Below are 18696 nucleotides of genomic sequence, written 5' to 3' on the forward strand. Positions count from 1 at the left end.
CCACCAGTGGAGGATTACCCCATGACTGGACATGAACAAGGTTTAGCGATTCAACAGCTGCGCCGTGACAAGCGCCTGGATCCCGAGCAACGCATGCGCCTCGACGCTGCCATTCATCGCCAGGGTCGCGGTTGGTTCACCGGCCGCGACGGTGGTCGGCCATGGCAACTGTCGCGCACCAATCGCGTGGTGGCGTGCCTCGGCGCACTGATGATTCTGCTGCTGATCTCGCCGCTGTTGATCGGCCTCGCACTGGCAATCAAATTCACCAGCAAAGGCCCGGTGATGTTCGTGCAGAAACGCACCGGCTATCGCGGGCGCAAGTTCGGCATGTACAAGTTCCGCACCATGGTCGCCAACGCCGAAGACTTGAAAGAATCGCTGCGCCACCTGAACAAGCACGGTGCCGATGCCATCGATTTCAAGATCGACCAAGACCCACGAATCACCGGTATCGGCGGCTTCCTGCGCCGTACCAGCCTCGACGAACTGCCCAACCTGATCAATGTGATCAGCGGCGACATGCGTCTGGTCGGCCCGCGTCCGACCTCGTTCAACGCCTATCGCTACAAGGACAGTCACCTCGCACGCCTGAGCATCTACCCCGGCATGACCGGCCTGTGGCAGATCTCGGGGCGCAGCAATATCGACTTCGACCAGCGCGTTGAGTTGGACCTCAGCTACATCGCCGAGCAGAGCCTTTTGCTTGATCTGAAGATTCTGTTGAAAACCCCCTTCAAAGTATTCAGCGGCCACGGAGCAAGCTAATGGACGGTTCAACCAACAAAAGCCTGAGCATCGCCAGCCCCAGCGAATCGAACCTGACCTCGACCGTGCTGGATCTCGATCTGCGGATCCTGTTCCTGACCGCTGCCAACCCCGGCGCCGGCACCACCACCAGCGCCCTCGCGCTCGCTGCGCAACTGGCGCAGATGAGCAGCGGCCAGGTGTTGCTGGTGGATGCCAGCCAATCGGCGAACAACCTCACCCAGCAACTGAACCTGAGCAAGGAGCGCGGTTTTCGCGATTTGTTGTTCAGCGCCGACAGCCCGCCGCTGTTGCAGGACTGCGTGGTGCAGGTCTCGAGCCTGCCGTTCCACGTGCTGCCCAACGGCCGGCCGATCCGCACCATGGAACACCTGACCGCCGAACGCCTCGGGCCGCTGCTCGATCAGTTGGGCAGCCAGTACCGCTTTGTGGTGATCGACGGCGATGCGGTGTACTCAGCCGCCGACACGCTGGTGCTGAGTACGCAAGTGGACGGCGTGGTGTTTGTGGTGCGCGCCGAAGACACGCGCTGGGAAGTCGCCCAGGCCGCCGTGCAACGGCTGACGCAAGCCGGGGCCAAAGTGGTCGGTAGCGTGTTCAACCGGCGCAAGTACTACATGCCCAAATGGCTCTACAAAAACCTGTAAGCAACCGCGAAGGATGACGCCATGAACGCCAAGATGCTTGTCCTGCTGTTGCTGCCGCTTGCAGGCTGCTCCAGCAATACCGAGACCCGCAATATGCCGGTGAATATCCTCACCGCCACTCCGGCCAACGCGCAGGCCAGCGACATGCCGAAAATCGAGCAGACCCTGCGCCCCAAGGATGTGCTGGATGTGATCTTTCACATCAGCACCAGCGGCTCGGACGCTTATCGCGTGCAGTCGGGTGACCAGATCGGCCTGAATTTCACCGCCGCCAGCCAGCTCAACGGCAATCAACTGGTGCTGCCGGACGGCACCATCGAACTGCCGGGCGCCAACACTTCGGTGAAAATTGCCGGGCTGACCAGCGATGAAGCGCGCCAGGAAATCCAGCGCGTCTATCAACGCAAACAATTGTTCCAGCCCAACCGCAATCAGCTATCGGTGCAAATCCTCAGCCCGTTGAGCAACGAACAGAATCTCAAAAGTGCCCTCAACCACCCCGCCACCGGCATGAGCCGCGAGATCACCGTGGGCACTGACGGCTACGCAAGCTTCCCGGAAATCGGGGCCGTGCCGATGCAGGGCATGACGGTCAATCAACTGGAAGCCTTCCTCAACAGCAAGTACGCGCAATTGCCGGGGCGGATGACCGTCGATGTGCTGCTCAAATCCACTGCTGGCAACGAGATCTACGTATTGGGCGAAGTCGCGCAACCCGGCTCCTACCCGATCCGCCGTCCGGTTTCGGTGCTTGAAGCACTGACCCTCGCCCGCGGCACCAACGTCAAGGCGCGGCTCGATTCGGTGGTGATCATGCGCCGCAATGGCAATCAGGTGCAGGCGATGAATTACGACGTCGAGAAGGCTTTGTCGGGCGAGGCGCCGCAAATCGCCTACCTGCAACCGGACGACATGCTCTACGTGCCAAAAACCAAACTGGCCAGCGCCGGCGAACTCGCCCGGCAACTGGCCGACGTGGTGCTGTTTCAGGGCGTGGGGTTCAGCTTCGGCTACCGCGTCGACAACAAAGGCAGTGACAACTGACTCTCAGGTGACAACCATGAATCCGAAGGAAAACTACCTGCATGAGTTCTTCAGGATCTTCTTCGCCAACAAGCAACTGGTGAAGCGTGTCTTCCTGATCTTTGCAGTGATCGCGCTGGTGCTGCCGCTGTTGCTCAAACAGAGCTTCGATATCACCGCGCAGGTGATCGTGCAGTCGAAAAAACTTTCCCAGGGCGATGCGACCACCTCGCTGACCCAGGACAACGCCACGTTCATCCCGCCGTCACTGGCGGACATGGAAACCGAAAGCAACATCCTGCGTTCGCCGGCGCTGATTCGTCAGACCATCAGCGACCTGCGCGACAGAGGCGAGTACACCCCAGCGCCGGGGATGTTCAGCAAACTGGTCGGTGAACCGTTCAAACGCTACGTCAGCTCGCCGCTGCGTGAATACGTGGTCAACCCGCTGCGCAGCGCGCTGGGCATGGAAACCGATCCGGTGCGTGACACGGTGCTCGACGGCCTGACCCAGGAAGCCATCGACAACCTGAAGATCGAAACCCTGCCGGGTTCCAATGTGATCTCGATTGTCTACAGCTTCCCTGACCCGGCCCAAGGCACGACGTTTGTCGCAGCCCTGCTGCAAAACTATCTGGTCAGCCGTCAGGCGCTGCAATCGATCGAGCTGCCGCACTCGTTCTACGAAACCAAGAAGCATCAATACCAGGTGCGCCTCGACGGCCTGGAAGGTGCTCGGCTGAGCTTGCTGGAAGGCGTCGGTTCGGCTGACCCGAAAGAGGAAATTACCTTCCGCCTCAACGCGATCAATACCGAGGAGCAGGCACTCAATCTGTCCCGCGACCGTTTGCTGCAAAGCCAGCGCTGGCTCGAGTACCTGAAAACCAGCCTCGCCGCTGCCAACAGCAACAAACTCAATGACTACACCTTCCCCTTCACCTTCACCACCACCGTGGACAACATCGCGTTCGAAGATCGCGAGATCAGGCAGATGGGCGAGCAACTGACCACGCTGGTCAGCCGCTACATGAATGATCTGGCAGTGTTCCAGCCCGGCAGTGAACCAATGTTGCTGACCCGCGAGCAAATCGCCCGCGCTCGCCAGCAATTCCTCAAAGTGGTCAACAACCGGATTCAGGAACGCGCTGTCGATCTGTCGGTGATCAGCCAGGTGATCGAGCAAAAAACCGCGCGCATTGCCGAGTTCAAGGAGCGCATTCATCAACTGCAGCAAACCCAGAGCAAGCTGCGGCAGATGGACACCGAGATCGGCGCCCTGCACGCCGCATTCTCGACCTACGCGCAACGCTTTGCCGAAAGCAGTACCACCCGTTCCCTCGACAACGACCTGTCGAATGCCCGGGTCTTGAGCCCGCCGTTCGAACCGACTGAAGCGGCATTCCCGAAACCCATGTTGATCATTCCGTTCGGCATGCTGACCGGCCTGCTGCTGGCGATCGCATTCGTCTACGTGCGCGAGTTCTTCGATCATCGCTTCAAGCATCCGGCGCAAATCAGCCACGAACTGGATCTGCCAGTCCTGTTGGTGATCAACGAACAGAACGCGCTGCCAGGCAATCCGCACAAGAGCTGGACGGTGCCAAGTTTCGTGCACTGGGTGCGCAATTGAGCATGTCGCCCACCCCGGGGACCGCCCTGCCGATCATTCATTTGCTCAGCAGCGGCGGCTTCTATGGGGCCGAGCGCATGTTGCTGGATCATTGCCTGGCGACACCGGGGCAGCATCAAGTGCTGTTTCTCGATGCGCCGCCAGAACTGATCGAGCGCTTTCGCGACGCTGGGGTCGATGCGCAAGGCTGCGCCGGCCTCGGCACGCTGTTGGGGCAGTTGCGTCAGCGGCGTGGCGAAAAACCTTTGATCAATACGCACAACTTCAAAGGGCTGTTATTCGGGTGGGTAGGCGCGACGCTGTGGCGCCTGCCGCTGGTGATCACTCAGCACGGTTTCACCCCGCGCAGCCGCAAGCAGAAGTTCTACACCTGGCTGAGCCTGCAACTGTGCCGCACCGCCTCGGTGGATCGAGTGGTGTGCGTGGCCGAGAGCATCGCCGCGATTCACCGTCAGGCCAGCGTGCGCGCCGACAAGCTGCAAGTGATCCCCAACGGCTTGCCGGCCACCGCACGGATGACCCCGGATGTTGATCGGCAACGCTACGTCGCCGGTTACGTTGGCCGTTTGAGCAGCGAGAAAGGCCCGGACCTGTTCCTCGACGCGCTGATCCCGCTGTGTCTGCAACACGCGCAACTCGACGCAGTGATGCTCGGCGACGGCCCGGAACGCGAGACCTTGCAGGCACGGATCAACGCCGCAGGACTGCAACAGCGTATTCGTTTGCCGGGTTATCAGACCGACATGCGCCGCTGGTGGCAGCGCCTCGATGCGCTGGTGATCAGCTCGCGCACCGAGGGCACGCCAATGATTCTGCTCGAAGCGATGCAGGCCGGTGTGCCGGTGGTGGCCTTCGCGGTGGGCGGGATTCCCGACGTACTGGAAAACCGGCACAGCGGCTTGCTCGCCGCACCCGCCGACAGCGTTGCCCTCGCCCGCCAGCTCGACACCTTGCTGAGCGAGTCGGGCCTGGCCCGGCAACTGACCGACAACGCCAAACGCACGCAACAGGATCGCTACGACCTCAAGGCCCTGGCTGAACGCTGGTCGCAGCTGTACATCCGCACGGCACGGGAGGCACGCGCATGATTTTCCCGCTCTCGATCGTCAGTCTGCTCGCAGTGGTCTGCATGGCGCTGCTGGTCAGTCCTTATCCCTATCTGGCGCCGGGTGCGGTGCTCGGTCTGGTCGGTGTCGCGGTGCTGTACCGCAAGCCGAGCTGGGGCCTGCTGGGCATTGCCGCGCTGGTGCCGTTCGAGGGCTTTTTCAAGGACAGCGCGTTTTCCGGCAGCAAATTCCTCGGTGCGTCGCTGGCGCTGATCCTGATGTTGCAACTGGCGCTGCACCAGATCCCGTCGGAACGCCTGCGCAGCAATATCTGGCGTTACCTGTTCGGGTTCATGGCGCTGTATTTGCTGAGCATGCTGACCACCGACAACATGGGCATGTCGATCACTCACCTGCGTGAGCTCAGCGTCGGCCTGATTCTGTTCGGGATCACCCTGCTGATCGGCCGCGAATTGAACCTCGACCTGTTCGCACGACTCGTGACCTTAAGCGTCAGCGCGACCTGCGCCATGGCGATGTTTTCCAGCAAATTCCAGGACAAGGGTCGCGCTGCCGGCCTGCTCGAAGACCCGAACGCCTTCGCCCTGCTGATCGCCTTCGCTGTTCCGCTGGGCCTGCTGCTGGTGATCCGCAGCCCGAACCTGCTGCATCGACTGTTCTGGGGCGCCTGCTGCCTGTTGTTGCTGGGCGGCATGACCAAAACCGAATCGCGCTCCGGGCTGGTGGTACTGGCCTTGAGTCTGGCCATCGGCGCCTGGCACTACCGCAGTCAGCTGTCGCACATCCGCCCACGGCATCTGGGGTTTGCCATGTTAGGCGCCGCCATCGTGCTTCCACTGGCGATCTACGCGATGCCGGCCGGTTACCTGGCACGCATCCAGTCGCTGAGTATCTTGAGCGCCGGGGCCAAGGCGCAGGACGAATCCCTTGGCCGCCGCGCTTCGTACATCGTGGTGGGCAGCCAGATCATCCGTGACAATCCGCTGCTCGGCTCCGGCCCCGGCACCTTCCCGCTGCACTACGCGACCACCGGTTACGCCAAGGCGTTTTCCGCCAACCGCAAGATCGGCGACCTGTACCGTCGCGCGCACAACACCTATCTGGAAATCTTCAGCGAATTGGGGATTCCCGCCGGCCTGCTGTTTGTCGGCATGCTCCTCCAGGGGTTCTACAACCTGATACGCGCACGCCGCGCATGGCTGGAGCGTCGAGAGTGGCAGCAAGCAGACTTGATCACTCACCTGGGGATGAGTTTTATGGCGCTGACATTGTTCCTGATGTTCCTCAGCGCGCCGAATCTGAAATACCTGTGGATCATGCTCGCGCTGACCTGTGTCCTGCGTCTGAAGGCCGAACAAGCGCCGCTGACGGAGGCCAGGGCATGAGCCGGATCAGCATCGTCATCCCGATGTACAACGAGGCCCGGCACATTGGTCGCACCCTGCTGGCCGCACAGAAAGCCGCGAATGCCGCGAATATCCACTGCGAGTTGATCGTGGTCGATAACGGCTCCGACGATGAAGGGCCACAGATTGCGCGCAGCTTCGGCGCGCAAGTGCTGGTCATGCCCGGCCTGCTGATCGGCGCGCTGCGCAACCGTGGCGCAAGCGTTGCCAGCGGTGAATGGCTGGCGTTCATCGACGCTGACATCGAGATGCCCGAGGACTGGCTGACCCAACTGCTCGACCTCGAAGCCCACGCCCAGGGCGACGTATTTGGCCTCGACCTGCACACCCCCGCCGCCGCGCCGTGGTTCGCAACCGCATGGCAACGGCGCATGCTGCGCCCGTCCAATCAAGCCACTCGCAGCGTGGACTGGTTGCCCAGCGCCAACCTGCTGATGCGCAAACGCTGGTTTGACGAGTTCGGTGGTTTCAACGAAACCCTGCGCACCGGTGAGGACAAGGAATACACGCTGCGCCTGAGCAAACACGGGGCGCGACTGTTGTCGGTCAACAAAAGCGTCGCCCTGCATTGGGGCTACGAAATGAACTGGCGCGAATGGATGGGCAAGGAACTGTGGCGTCAGGGCAGTCACCTGCAGTTGCTGCGCACCCATGGTGTGAGCCTGCGCCTGCTGCGCTTTCCGCTGCTGTCGCTGCTGGTCTGGGTGCTGGATTTTCTGGCGATTGTTGCCCTGCTGGTCGGCCAGGTGCAGCACGCAATGATCATGCTGATGCTGACCCTGCTGCCAAGTCTGGTGCTGAGCGTGCGGCAGAGCAGCAAGCACCACAACATCCGCCTGACCCTGCAGCTGTGGGGCCTGCACTGGTTGCGCCTGCACCTGGCCAGCGCGGCATTCATTCTCAGTGTGTGTCATTGGAACGCCAGGAGGCCTGCCCGTGGCTGAGTTCATTTACTGGATGTGCCTGTTGCTGCCGGTGTACGCCTACCTCGGCTATCCGCTGCTGCTGAGCGTGCTCGCGCCGCTGTTCCCGGCGTGGCGCCACACTCCGGCACCGCCGCTGAACGTGAGCATCGTGATCGCCGCGCACAACGAAGCGCGGCATATCGAACACAAACTGCGCACGCTGCTGGCGCAGGATTATGAGCCAGCATCGCTGCAAATCATTCTGGCCAGCGACGGATCCACCGATGACACCGTGGCTTGCGCGCACAAGATTGTGGACTCGCGCATCACCGTGCTCGACCTGCCGCGCCAGGGTAAAGCCGCCACCCTGAATGCCGGCGTGGCGTTGAGCACCGGGGACATTCTGGTGTTCACCGATGCCGACAACCAATGGTCACGCGACACCCTCGGCCACTTGCTCGCGCCGTTGAATGACCCGCAGGTCGGCGCGTGCGCCGGGCACATGGTGATCCCGGTCACCGGTGGCGGCCTGAGCGTCGGCGACAGTCTGTATCGGCATTACGAAGGCTGGTTGCGCCGGGTGGAGAATCGCACCGGGTGCATGGTCTCGGCCGACGGTGCCCTGCTCGCCCTGCGCCGCGAGCTGTTTGAAAACGTTCCGGCGGAGGTCAACGACGATTTCTTCATCAGCACCTGCGCGCCGATCAAATTCAAACGCATCGTGTATGTGCCTGAAGCCCAGGTGATCGACCAGGGCGTCGATGAAGCGGACAAACAGTTTCGCCGCCGCCAGCGCGTTACCGTCGGCGGTTTGCAAAGCCTGGCGCAGCGCAGCGAACTGCTCAATCCGCTCAAACATGGTCTGTATTCGCTGGCGCTGATCAGCCACAAGTTGATCCGCCGACTGGCACCGGTGCTGCTGGTGCCGCTGCTGCTGAGCAATTTCTGGCTGTGGAACGAGCACGGTTTCTATCGCCTGAGCCTGATCGCGCAACTGTTCGGCTACGCCATCGCAATTGCCGGGCTGCTGGATTCGCAACACCGCTTACCGAAACCGTTTCGCCTCGCGGCGTTCCTGCTGGTGACGTTGGCTGGCATGAGCATCGGCCTGTGGCAGTTCCTGCGCGGCCAGCGTTACGCCCAGTGGAATCCTGAACAAAACCGTTGAGAGGACGCATGCCATGGCGATCAAACAGCTGATAAAACGCACCAGCGGCTGGCTCTATCTCAACTCGTCCGTGGGACGTAATCAGCTGCACGGCGCCGGGGTGATTCTGATGCTGCACCGGGTGCTGGCCACCGACCGCGCCGCCGACCTGCCGCACCGCAATGAATTGTGTGTCGGCCCGAAAGCCTTCGAACATCTATTGGTGTGGCTGCGCAAGCATTTCGATTGCGTGCCGCTGATGGAAATTCTCCAGCCCAACGCGCTGCGCACCGAGCGCCCGCAAGTGGCGCTGACCTTCGATGACGGCTGGCGCGACAACGCGGTCAACGCCTTCCCGCTGCTGCAAAAACATCAGGTGCCGGCGAGCATTTTCCTGTCCACCGATTTCATTGGCAGCCGTCAGCGGTTCTGGTGGGAGAGCCTCGGTGAAACCCTGTGGAACAGCCACGGCGAAAAAGCCCGGATGCACCTGATCGAATGCCTGCGCTCCATTGGTCGGCCGCTGCCGGTGCTGGTGGATGACATCGATGTGCAGCGGCGCAGCCTGGCGCTTTTGCATTACCTGCAAGGACTCAAGGAACTCGATTCAAAAATCCTCGAACGGCTGACCGATGAATGCCCGCAAGAGTCATTGCCGCAAGCACTCGACTGGCATCAGGTGCGGGCGCTGGAAGCCTCCGGGCTGGTACGTTTCGGCCCGCACGGTGCCAGCCACGCGATCCTCACCGGCCTTGACGATACGCGGCTCAACCAGGAAATCAGCCGCAGCCGCGAGGCGCTGCACAATGGCTGCAACCGGCCGTTGCCGGTGTATTGCTACCCCAACGGCGACAGCGATGAGCGGGTCCGCGAACAGGTCGCCAATCACGATTACCCATTTGCCCTCGGCACCGCCACCGGCCTCTATCGCGGCGCCGGCGATCCGTTGGATCTGCCGCGCTTCGGCGTCAGCCAGCGCACCGCGCGCAATCCCGAGTTGCTGTCGCTGCGCATCTTTCGCGGGGCGCGACCATGAGCCGAGGCAACTATTTCAAGCATCTGGCGCTGAGCATGGGCACCAAACTGGCGATGATCGCCTTGCGCCTGCTGAGGAATGTGCTGCTGGCGCGGATTCTCGGCCCCAGCGAACGTGGGTTGTTCGCACTGCTCAGCACCTTGCCGGATCTGATCAGCGCGGCCACCAGTGGCGGTTTGAATTCCGCTGTGGGTTATCAGGCGGCCCAGCAACGGCCGATGGGTTTGCTGCTGGCACAGGTGCTGGTGTTCGGTTGCTTGCTAGCGGGATTGTTGACCTTGCTGGTGGTGGCATTGGCGCGCGAGTTCGGCAGTGAACTCGATGTGACGGTGCAACTCGGCTTGCTCGCGTGGCTATTGCTGTTGGCTGTACCGTTGACGGTTTTGAAAAGCGGTCTGCTGACGCTGCACAACGCGTCCGGTGGTGTGGTCGCGTTCAACGTTTTGCGCCTGGTGGAATCACTCGCGCCGCTGTTGCTGTTTCTTGCGCTGTTCTGGATGTGGAAAGAAGCGGCGCTGGAAGCCGCGCTGATCAGTTGGCTGGCCGGCATCAGTCTGGTGGTGCTGGTTGGCTGGATGTGGCTCAAACGCGCGCAACCGTTGCAACTGCAATGGGATCGCGCCAGCCAGAACGAACTGCTGCGTTTCAGCGCGCGCAGTCATCCGGATCTGCTGTTCCAGCAAGTGATTCTGCGCTCGGATTATCTGTTCATCGGCGCCCTGCTCGGCAGCACCGCCCTCGGCCATTACGCGATGGCCAGCGCCGCTGCCGAACTGCTGCTGATCGTCCCGGAAGCGGTGACCACACCGCTGATGAAACGCCTGCTGCAACAGGACAAAGGCATGGACAAGGTCACGCCGCTCGCGCTGCGCCTGACCGCAACGGTGATGCTCGGCGCCTGTATCACTATGGCGGTGATCGGTGAATGGCTGATCGTCACCCTGTTTGGCGTGGCGTATCAACCGGCGTATCCGGCGTTGCTCGCATTACTGCCGGGGCTTTTTGGCCTGTGCTACGCGAGCATCCTGCGGCTGGATCTGATCGGCAAGAATCGCCCCGGCACGGTGTCGTTGCTGATGGGCCTTGGCGCCCTGCTCAATCTCGCGTTGAACCTGCTGCTGATCCCGACTTACGGCATCGTCGGCGCCGCGGCGGCGTCGTCGATTGCCTATCTGGCGGTGACCATCGCGATGCTGGTGCTCTATTGCAAATTGAGCGGCGTGGCGTTCTGGCAAACCCTGATCATCCTGCCCAGCGATATCAGCCCGATGCTGTCGATGCTGCAACGCAGGAAAGCCGCATGAATCGCCTGGTCCTGCTGCTCGGTCTCGGCCTGTCGCTGGACGCCATTGCGGCGCCCATGCAATGGGGTGATATCCGCGACGGCAGCCTGTATCTGCAAGCCGATCGCCCGGACACGGTGACCGTGCGCTGGGTGCCGGCGTGGCAGGCCGAGGCCAACGAAGAGCATCTGTATCTGCTCGACGGTCAGGGCAAATTACAGGGCGAGCGGTTGATCAAGGCCAGCGAAACCCGTGGCAGCCAGAGTTGGCCGCTGGCGCCCGGCGCAGCGAGTTATCAGTTGGAGATTCCCGGCTACAGTTTTCGCAGTTACCGCGTTGAACACGACGCGGCAACCGTAGCGCTGTTTGCCCCAGCCAAAGTGCATTTCAGCGCGGAAACCCGTGCCGGCACCGAACTGTATTTCAGCATTGCGCCGGGCGAACATGCGGTGCTGGCCGGCAAATTTCACGGCGGTGTCAGCGCTCTGCAAGCGCAGCGAGTGGGCGATGGGCAACAGTTGTCATTGGCGCTGAAACCCTATCGCGCCTATTGGCAGTTCGATCAAGTGGCGTTGCCGGTCAGCGACAAGGAGCAAGTCTGGCGCCTGCGTCTGCAAGGCAGCGGCAAAGCAGCGTTCTGGCTCGACGGCACGGCGAATCTGTTTGCGCAGAATCCGCAACAGCTCAAACCCTTGCGCGCAGACCCGGGGCAGACGCGTCTGACCCTGCACGACAAAGTCCTCGGCCGCACGCCGGATCTGGGAATCGCACTGCCTTACCTCGTGCCGCCGCCGGCCAGTCATGCCGCACTTGATGCCTTGAAACCTGGCGCAGCGAGTTACTACAGCTTCGTTGACGTCATGGCGAAGGATCCACACTTCGAAGACGCTTTTCGTCAGCTCTATCAGAATCGCTTCGGCATTCACCAGGACATCACGCTGCTCGCTGGCACCCAGCGTAAGGCCGATCTGCGCGCCGACGTGCAAAGCAACAGCGGCCTCGATGCGTGGCTCGCCGGCACCCGCGCTTTGGGCGGTAAAGGCACGCATTACATCGGGTTCGCCGACGAGCCGAATCTCAACTATTCCAGCTACGAGCAATATCAGTCGATTTTCAACAGCATGGCGCGCCAGGTTCGCAGCGATCCAGCGAATGCCAAGGCTGGCGTACGCATTGCAATGCCCGCCAGTTCGCGGCTGGTCAACGGGCCGTTCACTGAAAACGCGGCGGACAAACGCGGGATCGACTGGGCGCGGCGTCTTTTGAGTGAATCCGCCGATCAGGTCGATGCCCTGGCTTGGCACGAATGGATGATTCGCGATTTGCTGGCGACCCGTGTCTATCGCGACAGCGTGCGCCGCGCCGCTGATCTGGTGGGGCTGGACGCCAACGGTCAGCCGCGTAAAGCCTTGTTGCTGGACCAGACCAACCTGTCCAGTGGCTCGGCCCTGAGCCCCTACGATCAGGAAACCCATTACACCTCGCTGTGGTGGACGTCGGTGGTGATCAACGCCTCCCAGGACGGCCTGCTGAGCATGCTCAACTGGTTTCAGGCCGCCGACGAACCGCCTTACGGCAAAGGCATGGTCCGCGTGCTGGACAACGGGCGCGTCGAACTGAAACCAGTGGGCCTGGCCCAGCAGTTCATCCAGCAACACTGGCTCAAACGCGTGTTGCAACTGGACAACGACGCCTTTGAAGTCGATGTGCTGGCCATGGCCAACGAAAAGCAGCGCAGTCTGCTGGGTGTGAACAAAGGCACGCGGTTGCAGCGTGTCGATCTGAAAGGCGCCGGCTGCCCGTTGAACAACGCTGCGCTGCACTACTTCGGCGCCGACAGTCGCAGCCGTGAAGCCCCGTTTGTCTGTGAAAACGGGCGCGTGCGTTTCGAATTGCCGGGGCAAACCCTGTTTGCCCTGAACTGGAGCGCTTCGTGAACCGCCCTTTGATGTTCTGCCCCGCGAGCCTCTTGCTGCGCGCGGCACCCTCATCAGGAAAAAAACCATGAATGTATTGCAAAAACTCAGCGGACATATCCGTCGTAAAGGCCTGCGAGCGACCTTGAGCAAGATCCGCAGAATGTACATTTTTGCCCATCAGGAACTGTTGTGGATGGAGCGCGATCTGGTCAGTCCCGTGCCGCCACACAACCTCAAACCCTACCCGCCGCTGCGCGTAATGGAGATTACCGCAGACAACGCCAGCGCCTTCACCCGTTACTTCGGTGACCGTGTCGGCGTCATGGCCGAGCTGGCCAATGAAGGTCACACCGGGCATATGCATGTCGACGAGCAAGGCGATGCCGTGGCGTTTATCTGGGGCTCGGTGCGCGATTATCTTGATCGGCATCACTACGGTTGCCGGTTCCCGGTGAAACCCGGCGAGTTCTTCGAATTCGGTGGCGAAATGACCCGCGCCTACTGGGGTAGCGAATTGTCAGTCGATGTGCAACTGCGCTTGTGGAAAGACATGGCCATGAAAGGCTGCCGCAAAGTGGTCGATGTCTGTGAGTCGACAAACATCCCGGCACTCAAACTGCACCTGCGCATGGGCTATACCGAACAACAGCGGGTCATGAATATCTACACGCTGTTCGGCCGCTGGCGCTTCTACCGCGAAACCCGCTATAGCGGTTCGCGCCTGGCGGCGCTGGGTGAATCTTCCCGTCCACCTGTCAAAGCAACGGCGGCCTGAACCTATGGTGATGCGATTCGAATGGCGCGCGACCCTGTGCGCTGCCGACTTCCCGGCAACAGCCTACGAGGCACTGCGCCTGCGTGTGGCCGACCACACGCCGTTCAACCACCTTGGCTGGTTGTGCGCGGCAGAACAGACCTTGGGCGAGGACCAGCGCCTGCACATTCTGCTCGGCTGGGAAGCAGAGCAATTGCAGCTGTGCCTGCCACTGGTGGCCAGCCGCGAACGCTTCGCTGGCGTGCCGTTTCGCGTTTTGCATCACTTGGGTTATCCGCTGGCCGATCGTCTGGCCCTGCTGTCGTTGCTCGGCAGCGAAGACATGCACAAGGCACTGGTGCTGATCCGTGAGCGTCTGCCCCATGCGCTGCTGCAACTCAACGAACTGTCGGAACCTGCCGGTGAAGAAAGTGCGCTCACCGAATGGATGGCGCGCAGTTCCACTGCTGAACGACGCCTGAGTTGCCGGGTGCCGGTGCATCTGATCAGCGACGCCGATCATCAGGAGGTCTCCGGCGACCCGCGCTACAAGCTGCGTCGGGCGCGCAAACGGATTGCCGCATGCGGTGCGCAGATACGCCGGATCACCCCGGATGCACTGAGCATGGGCGCCTTGCTGCAGGCCATCAGCGAAGTCGAAGCGGTGAGCTGGAAAGGCGATGAAGGCGTGGGGATTTTCGCCACGCCGCGCAGCCGCCAATGGATCGAACGCGCCTTCACCGCTCTCGCCGGCCAAGGCCTGGTGCGGGTCGTGACGCTGGAACTGGACGGCTGCTGCATCAGTTACCGGTTAGGTCTGCTGGAGCAGGGCCGACTCTACGACTACAACCTGGCGTTCTTGCCGCAGCATGCGGATCTGGGCAGCGGTCGCGTGCTGCTGGATGAGTGGATTCGCTGGGGGCTGGATGAGCACTGGCGCTGGATCGATGCGTCGCGGGTCAGCCTGGATAACTCCAGCCATCAACTTCACGAACGCATGACCGGGCAACTGGAGCACTGGCGCTGGAGCTTTTACTCGTGGCGCCCCAGCGGCTTGCTACTGGGCCTGGGGCTACGCCTTTGGCACCGCGTCAAACCGGCCCTGCAAAAATGGCGCGCACAGCGTGCCGGCAACTCGACAGCGGCGAACACATCCGAAACTCAACCGGCAACACCATCCACAACACCATCCACAACACCTGGGCTAGCGCCTCGGAGGGCATCATGAAAGTCATCGAAAACCTGCTTCTGCGCATCAGAGAAAAAGGCCTGCGCCGTACCCTTGGCGCGCTGTGGAAACGTTACGTATTCGCTCACCGTGAATTGCTGTGGATGGAGCGCGATCTGGTCACGCCGATCGCCCCAAACAATCTGCGCCCCTGTGTAGGTTTGCGCAGAGTCGACATCACCGAGGAAAACGCCAAGGCATTCAGCAAGTACTTTGGTGATCGCGTGCAGACCATGGCCGAGTTGGCCGCTGAAGGGCATACAGGGCAAATGCACCTGGACGAGGACGGTCACACCGTCGGGTTCGTCTGGGCCAGCGCTCGCGACTATTACGACCGCCACTTCTACCGCTGCACGTTCCCGGTCAAACCCGGTGAATACTTTCAGTTCGGTGCCGAAATTACCCGACAGTATTTCGGCAGTAGCTTGACCGTCGATGCGCAGGTCGCACTTTGGCAAGTCATGGATGCCCGAGGCTTCAAAAAAGTGGTGGATATCTGCGACAACGCCAATGTACAGGCCCTGAAGATGCATATGCGCCTGGGCTATCAGGAACAAGGGCGTATCACCCATGTTTACGACCTGTTCGGGCACTGGCGTTTCTTCCGCGAAACACGCTACAGCGATTCAAGATTGGAGGCACTGCGCAAGCCGGAAAGACCAGTGGTCACGACGGCAGCGCAGGCTTGATTCAAGGCCAGGATATGTGGCGGCCTTAGCGCCGCCATCACGTAGAAAATGTAGGAGCTGCCGAAGGCTCGGGCCGCGATCGGACGATCTTTTGATCTTTAGAAGCAAGATCAAAAGATCGCAGCCTTCGGCAGCTCCTACACAGTCCGCGTTTTTCTTCAGTTTTTGGTGGCAACCAAAGTGAAACACAAAGGCATCTGCGCCTCGCGGTTCAGGTATTGGTCGTACACTTCCTCGCGGTTCGAATGCGGGTATTCCTTGAAGTGGCTGATGTTCAGGCCCGCTTCGATGGCAGCGGTGAAGATCGCGCCGAGGGTGTGCACGAACCAGTACGATGCCGCTGACTGCTGCTCGACCTTGCCCGCATAGACGATCGGCTGTTCCTGCACGAACGGTTGTTCGCGAAAGTACGACGTCGCCAGGCGAAACGGGTCTTCGCCCTCGGGGTCAACCATCTCCAGAAACGGATGAGTTTCGTAGATCACCAGGCGGCCGCCCGGCTTGAGGGTCGAGGCCACATGGCGGAAGAATTCGCCAATGTCTGGCATCCAGTTGAGAACGCCGATGGTGATCAGCGCCACGTCGAAGCGATTATGCAGCGACGTCGGCAAGCGGTGGATATCGGCTTCGATGAATTCGGCCGTGTGCGGTGAGCGCGCGTTGATCTCCCGCGCCTGCTCCAGGAACGCGGCCGACTGATCAACCCCCACCACCTGCCGCGCACCCAACGCAAACAGCGAAAGGCTTTCGCGACCGTTGTTGCAGCCCAGTTGAATGACGGCCTTGCCGTCAACCCCAACCTGTTCCAGTAACCCGCGCAAGGTGTCGTCGAGGCAGGAGAAATCGGCCTGCGCCACATCGTTCAAGAGCGCCTGCCAGTCAGGCGACTCCTGGTGATGGCGGGCTGAATCGTTCCACGCCTGTCGATTGCTTTCAATCGCGTTTTTATTGTTGGGCACTTCCATGGCGCACTCCGGACGATGCTCGTGATTGAGCGGCCCGAGTCTAGATCAGCCCGACCATCCAGATTGTTGCAATCTTGTAAGCCCCACCTGCGGTAGCCCCTACAGGGGGTTCGTGGTTGCGTTCTGGTTGAGGCGTTCGCGCAAAAACTCGATCAACGCCTGCACCGGGCGCGAGGCCTGGCGGTGTTGTGGATAGACCGCCGAAAGGGTCAAGGGCTCAGGGCGCAGGTCATCCAGCACCGGCACCAGCCGCACATCCTTCAGCGCTGCGCCCACAATGAACGTCGGCAGATAGGTAATCCCCATTCCCTGCACCGCCGCGTCCCTGAGCAACTCGCCGTTGTTGACCCGCATGCGGCCAGTGACATTCACCAATACCGGCTTGCCCTGCCCCGCATCGAATCGCCATTGCACCGAACGCCCGTGGCCGTAAGGCAAGCAGTCATGGTTGTGCAGGTCCTCAGGTTTGAGCGGCGTGCCGCGTTCGGCGAGGTACGCGGGGCTGGCGCAATACACACGCTCGATGCTGGCGATGCGACGCGCGATCAACGTCGAGTCTTCCAGCACGCCGATGCGCAGCGCCAGGTCATAGCCTTCGCCGAGCAGATCCACCGGGCGGTCGCTCAAGTCGACTTCCACCGTGACTTCGCGATAACGCTGCAAGAACAGCGGCAACAGGCAGCCAAGGTGCGCCACAGCAAACGACAACGGCGCACTCAGACGAATTGTCCCGCGCGGCTCGGCAGTTTGCCCGGCGATGCCCTGCTCGACCTGTTCGACTTCGCCCAGCAAGCGCAGCGCCGATTCGTAATAGCTCTGGCCCAGTGGCGTGACGTCGAGGCGCCGGGTCGAACGGTTGAGCAAGCGCACGCCGAGGCGCTCCTCCAACTGCATCAAGCGACGGCTGACGAACTGCTTGGACAGGCCCAACTGATCAGCCGCTGCGGTGAAGCTGCCGGAGTCCATGACCTGGCAAAAAATACGCATGTCTTCGAACGGGTTCATTGTCACTCTCTGGTGGACAGTTAAACGCTTTATAGCCGCTTTTTCACACCACGGCACACTATTAATCTATGTCCACGGTTTGAAAACACAACAACTCAACTTATCGAAAATGGAATTGAACATGAACATTAAAAAGACCCTGGCCGCTTCCCTCCTTGCCCTGTCCATCGGCAACGCCTTCGCCGCAGAACCGACCGGTGTCGAACACAACACCCAAGCCTTCCTAAACGCCCTCGCCGCTGGCGGTGGCAAACCGCTTGAACAACTCAGCCCGAAGGACGCCCGTGCAGTGCTGACCGGTGCTCAGGCATCGGTGAAGGTTGATCTGTCCGGGGTGGAAGTCAGCGACAGGGCGATCACCGTCGACGGCCAGACCATCAACCTGAAAGTGGTGCGCCCGGCCAAGGTCAAAGGCGAGTTGCCGGTGTTCATGTTCTTCCACGGTGGCGGCTGGGTGCTGGGGGACTTCCCGACTCACCAACGCCTGATTCGTGATCTGGTTGTGGGTTCTGGGGCAGTGGCGGTGTACGTCGATTACACGCCGTCGCCGGAAGCGCAGTACCCGACCGCGATCAACCAGGCTTACACCGCAACCAAATGGGTGGCCGAGCACGGCAAAGAGATCGGCGTCGACGGCCAGCGTCTGGCAGTGGCCGGCAACAGCGTCGGCGGCAACATGGCGGCAGTCGTCGCGTTGATGGCCAAGGAACAGAAAACCCCGGCGCTGCGCTTCCAACTGTTGATGTGGCCGGTGACCAACGCGCAGTTCGACGACGGTTCGTACCAGCAATTCGCCGAAGGCCATTTCCTCACCAAAGGCATGATGCAGTGGTTCTGGGACAACTACACCACCAACCCGGCCGAGCGTGCGCAGATCCATGCCTCGCCGCTGAACGCCAGCGCCGAACAGCTCAAAGGCCTGCCCGCCGCGCTGGTGCAGACCGCCGAGTTCGACGTGCTGCGTGACGAAGGCGAAGGTTACGCTCGCCACCTCGATGCAGCGGGTGTGCCGGTGACCTCGGTGCGCTACAACGGGATGATTCATGACTTCGGGCTGCTTAATCCGCTGAGTCAGATTCCGGAAGTGAAAGCGGCGGTACGTCAGGCTGCGGCTGAACTCAAGACTCATCTGAACTAAGTCCCAAGGCTTTGCCACCTGTGTGTGGCAAAGCTGCTTTTTGTGGCGAGGGAGCTTGCTCCCGCTGGGTTGCGAAGCGACCCCAG

General features: G+C 61.3%; 17 protein-coding genes. 15 read left to right on the plus strand and 2 right to left on the minus strand.

The window, feature by feature from the left end; all coding sequences use genetic code 11:
* Positions 1 to 21 precede the first annotated feature (21 nt).
* The 14 genes from ACOI8A_RS03010 to ACOI8A_RS03075 all read left to right on the plus strand — a co-directional run bounded on the left by ACOI8A_RS03010 (position 22) and on the right by ACOI8A_RS03075 (position 15502).
* On the plus strand, positions 22 to 768 hold the full coding sequence (locus tag ACOI8A_RS03010) for a sugar transferase (protein ID WP_420649538.1): 747 nt from the start codon (positions 22 to 24) through the stop codon (positions 766 to 768).
* Positions 768 to 1415, plus strand: coding sequence for a CpsD/CapB family tyrosine-protein kinase (locus ACOI8A_RS03015; RefSeq protein WP_420649539.1), 648 nt, complete (start codon positions 768 to 770; stop codon positions 1413 to 1415). Before ACOI8A_RS03010 ends, ACOI8A_RS03015 begins: the two co-directional genes overlap by 1 nt.
* A 21-nt stretch (positions 1416 to 1436) precedes the next feature.
* Entirely contained in the window at positions 1437 to 2459 is a 1023-nt protein-coding gene (locus tag ACOI8A_RS03020) for a polysaccharide biosynthesis/export family protein (protein WP_420649540.1), read from the plus strand.
* Positions 2460 to 2475: 16 nt separating this feature from the next.
* The gene (locus ACOI8A_RS03025; RefSeq protein WP_420649541.1) at positions 2476 to 4068 is read left to right on the plus strand and encodes a GumC family protein; all 1593 of its coding nucleotides are present in this window, start codon (positions 2476 to 2478) and stop codon (positions 4066 to 4068) included.
* 2 nt (positions 4069 to 4070) lie between these two features.
* On the plus strand, positions 4071 to 5156 hold the full coding sequence (locus tag ACOI8A_RS03030; protein WP_420649542.1) for a glycosyltransferase: 1086 nt from the start codon (positions 4071 to 4073) through the stop codon (positions 5154 to 5156).
* Complete coding sequence (locus tag ACOI8A_RS03035) at positions 5153 to 6520, plus strand: O-antigen ligase family protein (RefSeq protein WP_420649543.1); 1368 nt, start codon at positions 5153 to 5155, stop codon at positions 6518 to 6520. Before ACOI8A_RS03030 ends, ACOI8A_RS03035 begins: the two co-directional genes overlap by 4 nt.
* Positions 6517 to 7485, plus strand: a complete 969-nt coding sequence (locus ACOI8A_RS03040; protein ID WP_420649544.1) for a glycosyltransferase — start codon at positions 6517 to 6519, stop codon at positions 7483 to 7485. The genes ACOI8A_RS03035 and ACOI8A_RS03040 overlap by 4 nt, the downstream gene beginning before the upstream one ends.
* Complete coding sequence (locus ACOI8A_RS03045) at positions 7478 to 8614, plus strand: glycosyltransferase family 2 protein (protein ID WP_420649545.1); 1137 nt, start codon at positions 7478 to 7480, stop codon at positions 8612 to 8614. The genes ACOI8A_RS03040 and ACOI8A_RS03045 overlap by 8 nt, the downstream gene beginning before the upstream one ends.
* A 13-nt stretch (positions 8615 to 8627) precedes the next feature.
* Positions 8628 to 9629 carry a polysaccharide deacetylase family protein gene (locus tag ACOI8A_RS03050; protein ID WP_420649546.1) on the plus strand — a complete coding sequence of 334 codons (1002 nt, stop codon included), beginning with the start codon at positions 8628 to 8630 and terminating at the stop codon, positions 9627 to 9629.
* The gene (locus ACOI8A_RS03055) at positions 9626 to 10933 is read left to right on the plus strand and encodes a lipopolysaccharide biosynthesis protein (protein ID WP_420649547.1); all 1308 of its coding nucleotides are present in this window, start codon (positions 9626 to 9628) and stop codon (positions 10931 to 10933) included. The genes ACOI8A_RS03050 and ACOI8A_RS03055 overlap by 4 nt, the downstream gene beginning before the upstream one ends.
* Entirely contained in the window at positions 10930 to 12849 is a 1920-nt protein-coding gene (locus ACOI8A_RS03060; protein WP_420649548.1) for a hypothetical protein, read from the plus strand. Before ACOI8A_RS03055 ends, ACOI8A_RS03060 begins: the two co-directional genes overlap by 4 nt.
* A gap of 67 nt (positions 12850 to 12916) precedes the next feature.
* Positions 12917 to 13606 carry an N-acetyltransferase gene (locus tag ACOI8A_RS03065; RefSeq protein ID WP_420649549.1) on the plus strand — a complete coding sequence of 230 codons (690 nt, stop codon included), beginning with the start codon at positions 12917 to 12919 and terminating at the stop codon, positions 13604 to 13606.
* A 4-nt stretch (positions 13607 to 13610) separates the two neighbouring features.
* The gene (locus ACOI8A_RS03070) at positions 13611 to 14813 is read left to right on the plus strand and encodes a GNAT family N-acetyltransferase (RefSeq protein WP_420649550.1); all 1203 of its coding nucleotides are present in this window, start codon (positions 13611 to 13613) and stop codon (positions 14811 to 14813) included.
* The gene (locus ACOI8A_RS03075; protein ID WP_420649551.1) at positions 14810 to 15502 is read left to right on the plus strand and encodes an N-acetyltransferase; all 693 of its coding nucleotides are present in this window, start codon (positions 14810 to 14812) and stop codon (positions 15500 to 15502) included. Before ACOI8A_RS03070 ends, ACOI8A_RS03075 begins: the two co-directional genes overlap by 4 nt.
* A gap of 158 nt (positions 15503 to 15660) precedes the next feature.
* On the opposite strand, the gene ACOI8A_RS03080 is transcribed toward ACOI8A_RS03075, so the two are convergent.
* A complete protein-coding gene (locus ACOI8A_RS03080) occupies positions 15661 to 16467 on the minus strand; it encodes a class I SAM-dependent methyltransferase (protein WP_420649552.1) in 807 nt (268 codons plus the stop codon).
* A gap of 99 nt (positions 16468 to 16566) precedes the next feature.
* Positions 16567 to 17472, minus strand: a complete 906-nt coding sequence (locus ACOI8A_RS03085) for a LysR family transcriptional regulator (protein WP_420649553.1) — start codon at positions 17470 to 17472, stop codon at positions 16567 to 16569.
* A gap of 121 nt (positions 17473 to 17593) precedes the next feature.
* Between ACOI8A_RS03085 and ACOI8A_RS03090 the strand changes: the two genes are divergently transcribed.
* Positions 17594 to 18610: an alpha/beta hydrolase gene (locus ACOI8A_RS03090; protein ID WP_420649554.1), complete on the plus strand. Its 1017-nt coding sequence runs from the start codon at positions 17594 to 17596 to the stop codon at positions 18608 to 18610.
* Positions 18611 to 18696: the final 86 nt, after the last annotated feature.

The organism is Pseudomonas sp. P4795 (assembly GCF_048822895.1).
GTDB lineage: Bacteria > Pseudomonadota > Gammaproteobacteria > Pseudomonadales > Pseudomonadaceae > Aquipseudomonas.

Coding starts and splice junctions, on each gene's coding strand:
- ACOI8A_RS03085 (WP_420649553.1), bottom strand. CDS start 17,472: ATGAACCCGTTCGAAGACATGCGTATTTTTTGCCAGGTCATGGACTCC.
- ACOI8A_RS03025 (WP_420649541.1), top strand. CDS start 2,476: ATGAATCCGAAGGAAAACTACCTGCATGAGTTCTTCAGGATCTTCTTC.
- ACOI8A_RS03065 (WP_420649549.1), top strand. CDS start 12,917: ATGAATGTATTGCAAAAACTCAGCGGACATATCCGTCGTAAAGGCCTG.
- ACOI8A_RS03020 (WP_420649540.1), top strand. CDS start 1,437: ATGAACGCCAAGATGCTTGTCCTGCTGTTGCTGCCGCTTGCAGGCTGC.
- ACOI8A_RS03015 (WP_420649539.1), top strand. CDS start 768: ATGGACGGTTCAACCAACAAAAGCCTGAGCATCGCCAGCCCCAGCGAA.
- ACOI8A_RS03050 (WP_420649546.1), top strand. CDS start 8,628: ATGGCGATCAAACAGCTGATAAAACGCACCAGCGGCTGGCTCTATCTC.
- ACOI8A_RS03075 (WP_420649551.1), top strand. CDS start 14,810: ATGAAAGTCATCGAAAACCTGCTTCTGCGCATCAGAGAAAAAGGCCTG.
- ACOI8A_RS03055 (WP_420649547.1), top strand. CDS start 9,626: ATGAGCCGAGGCAACTATTTCAAGCATCTGGCGCTGAGCATGGGCACC.
- ACOI8A_RS03035 (WP_420649543.1), top strand. CDS start 5,153: ATGATTTTCCCGCTCTCGATCGTCAGTCTGCTCGCAGTGGTCTGCATG.
- ACOI8A_RS03090 (WP_420649554.1), top strand. CDS start 17,594: ATGAACATTAAAAAGACCCTGGCCGCTTCCCTCCTTGCCCTGTCCATC.
- ACOI8A_RS03060 (WP_420649548.1), top strand. CDS start 10,930: ATGAATCGCCTGGTCCTGCTGCTCGGTCTCGGCCTGTCGCTGGACGCC.
- ACOI8A_RS03030 (WP_420649542.1), top strand. CDS start 4,071: ATGTCGCCCACCCCGGGGACCGCCCTGCCGATCATTCATTTGCTCAGC.
- ACOI8A_RS03070 (WP_420649550.1), top strand. CDS start 13,611: ATGGTGATGCGATTCGAATGGCGCGCGACCCTGTGCGCTGCCGACTTC.
- ACOI8A_RS03010 (WP_420649538.1), top strand. CDS start 22: ATGACTGGACATGAACAAGGTTTAGCGATTCAACAGCTGCGCCGTGAC.
- ACOI8A_RS03040 (WP_420649544.1), top strand. CDS start 6,517: ATGAGCCGGATCAGCATCGTCATCCCGATGTACAACGAGGCCCGGCAC.
- ACOI8A_RS03080 (WP_420649552.1), bottom strand. CDS start 16,467: ATGGAAGTGCCCAACAATAAAAACGCGATTGAAAGCAATCGACAGGCG.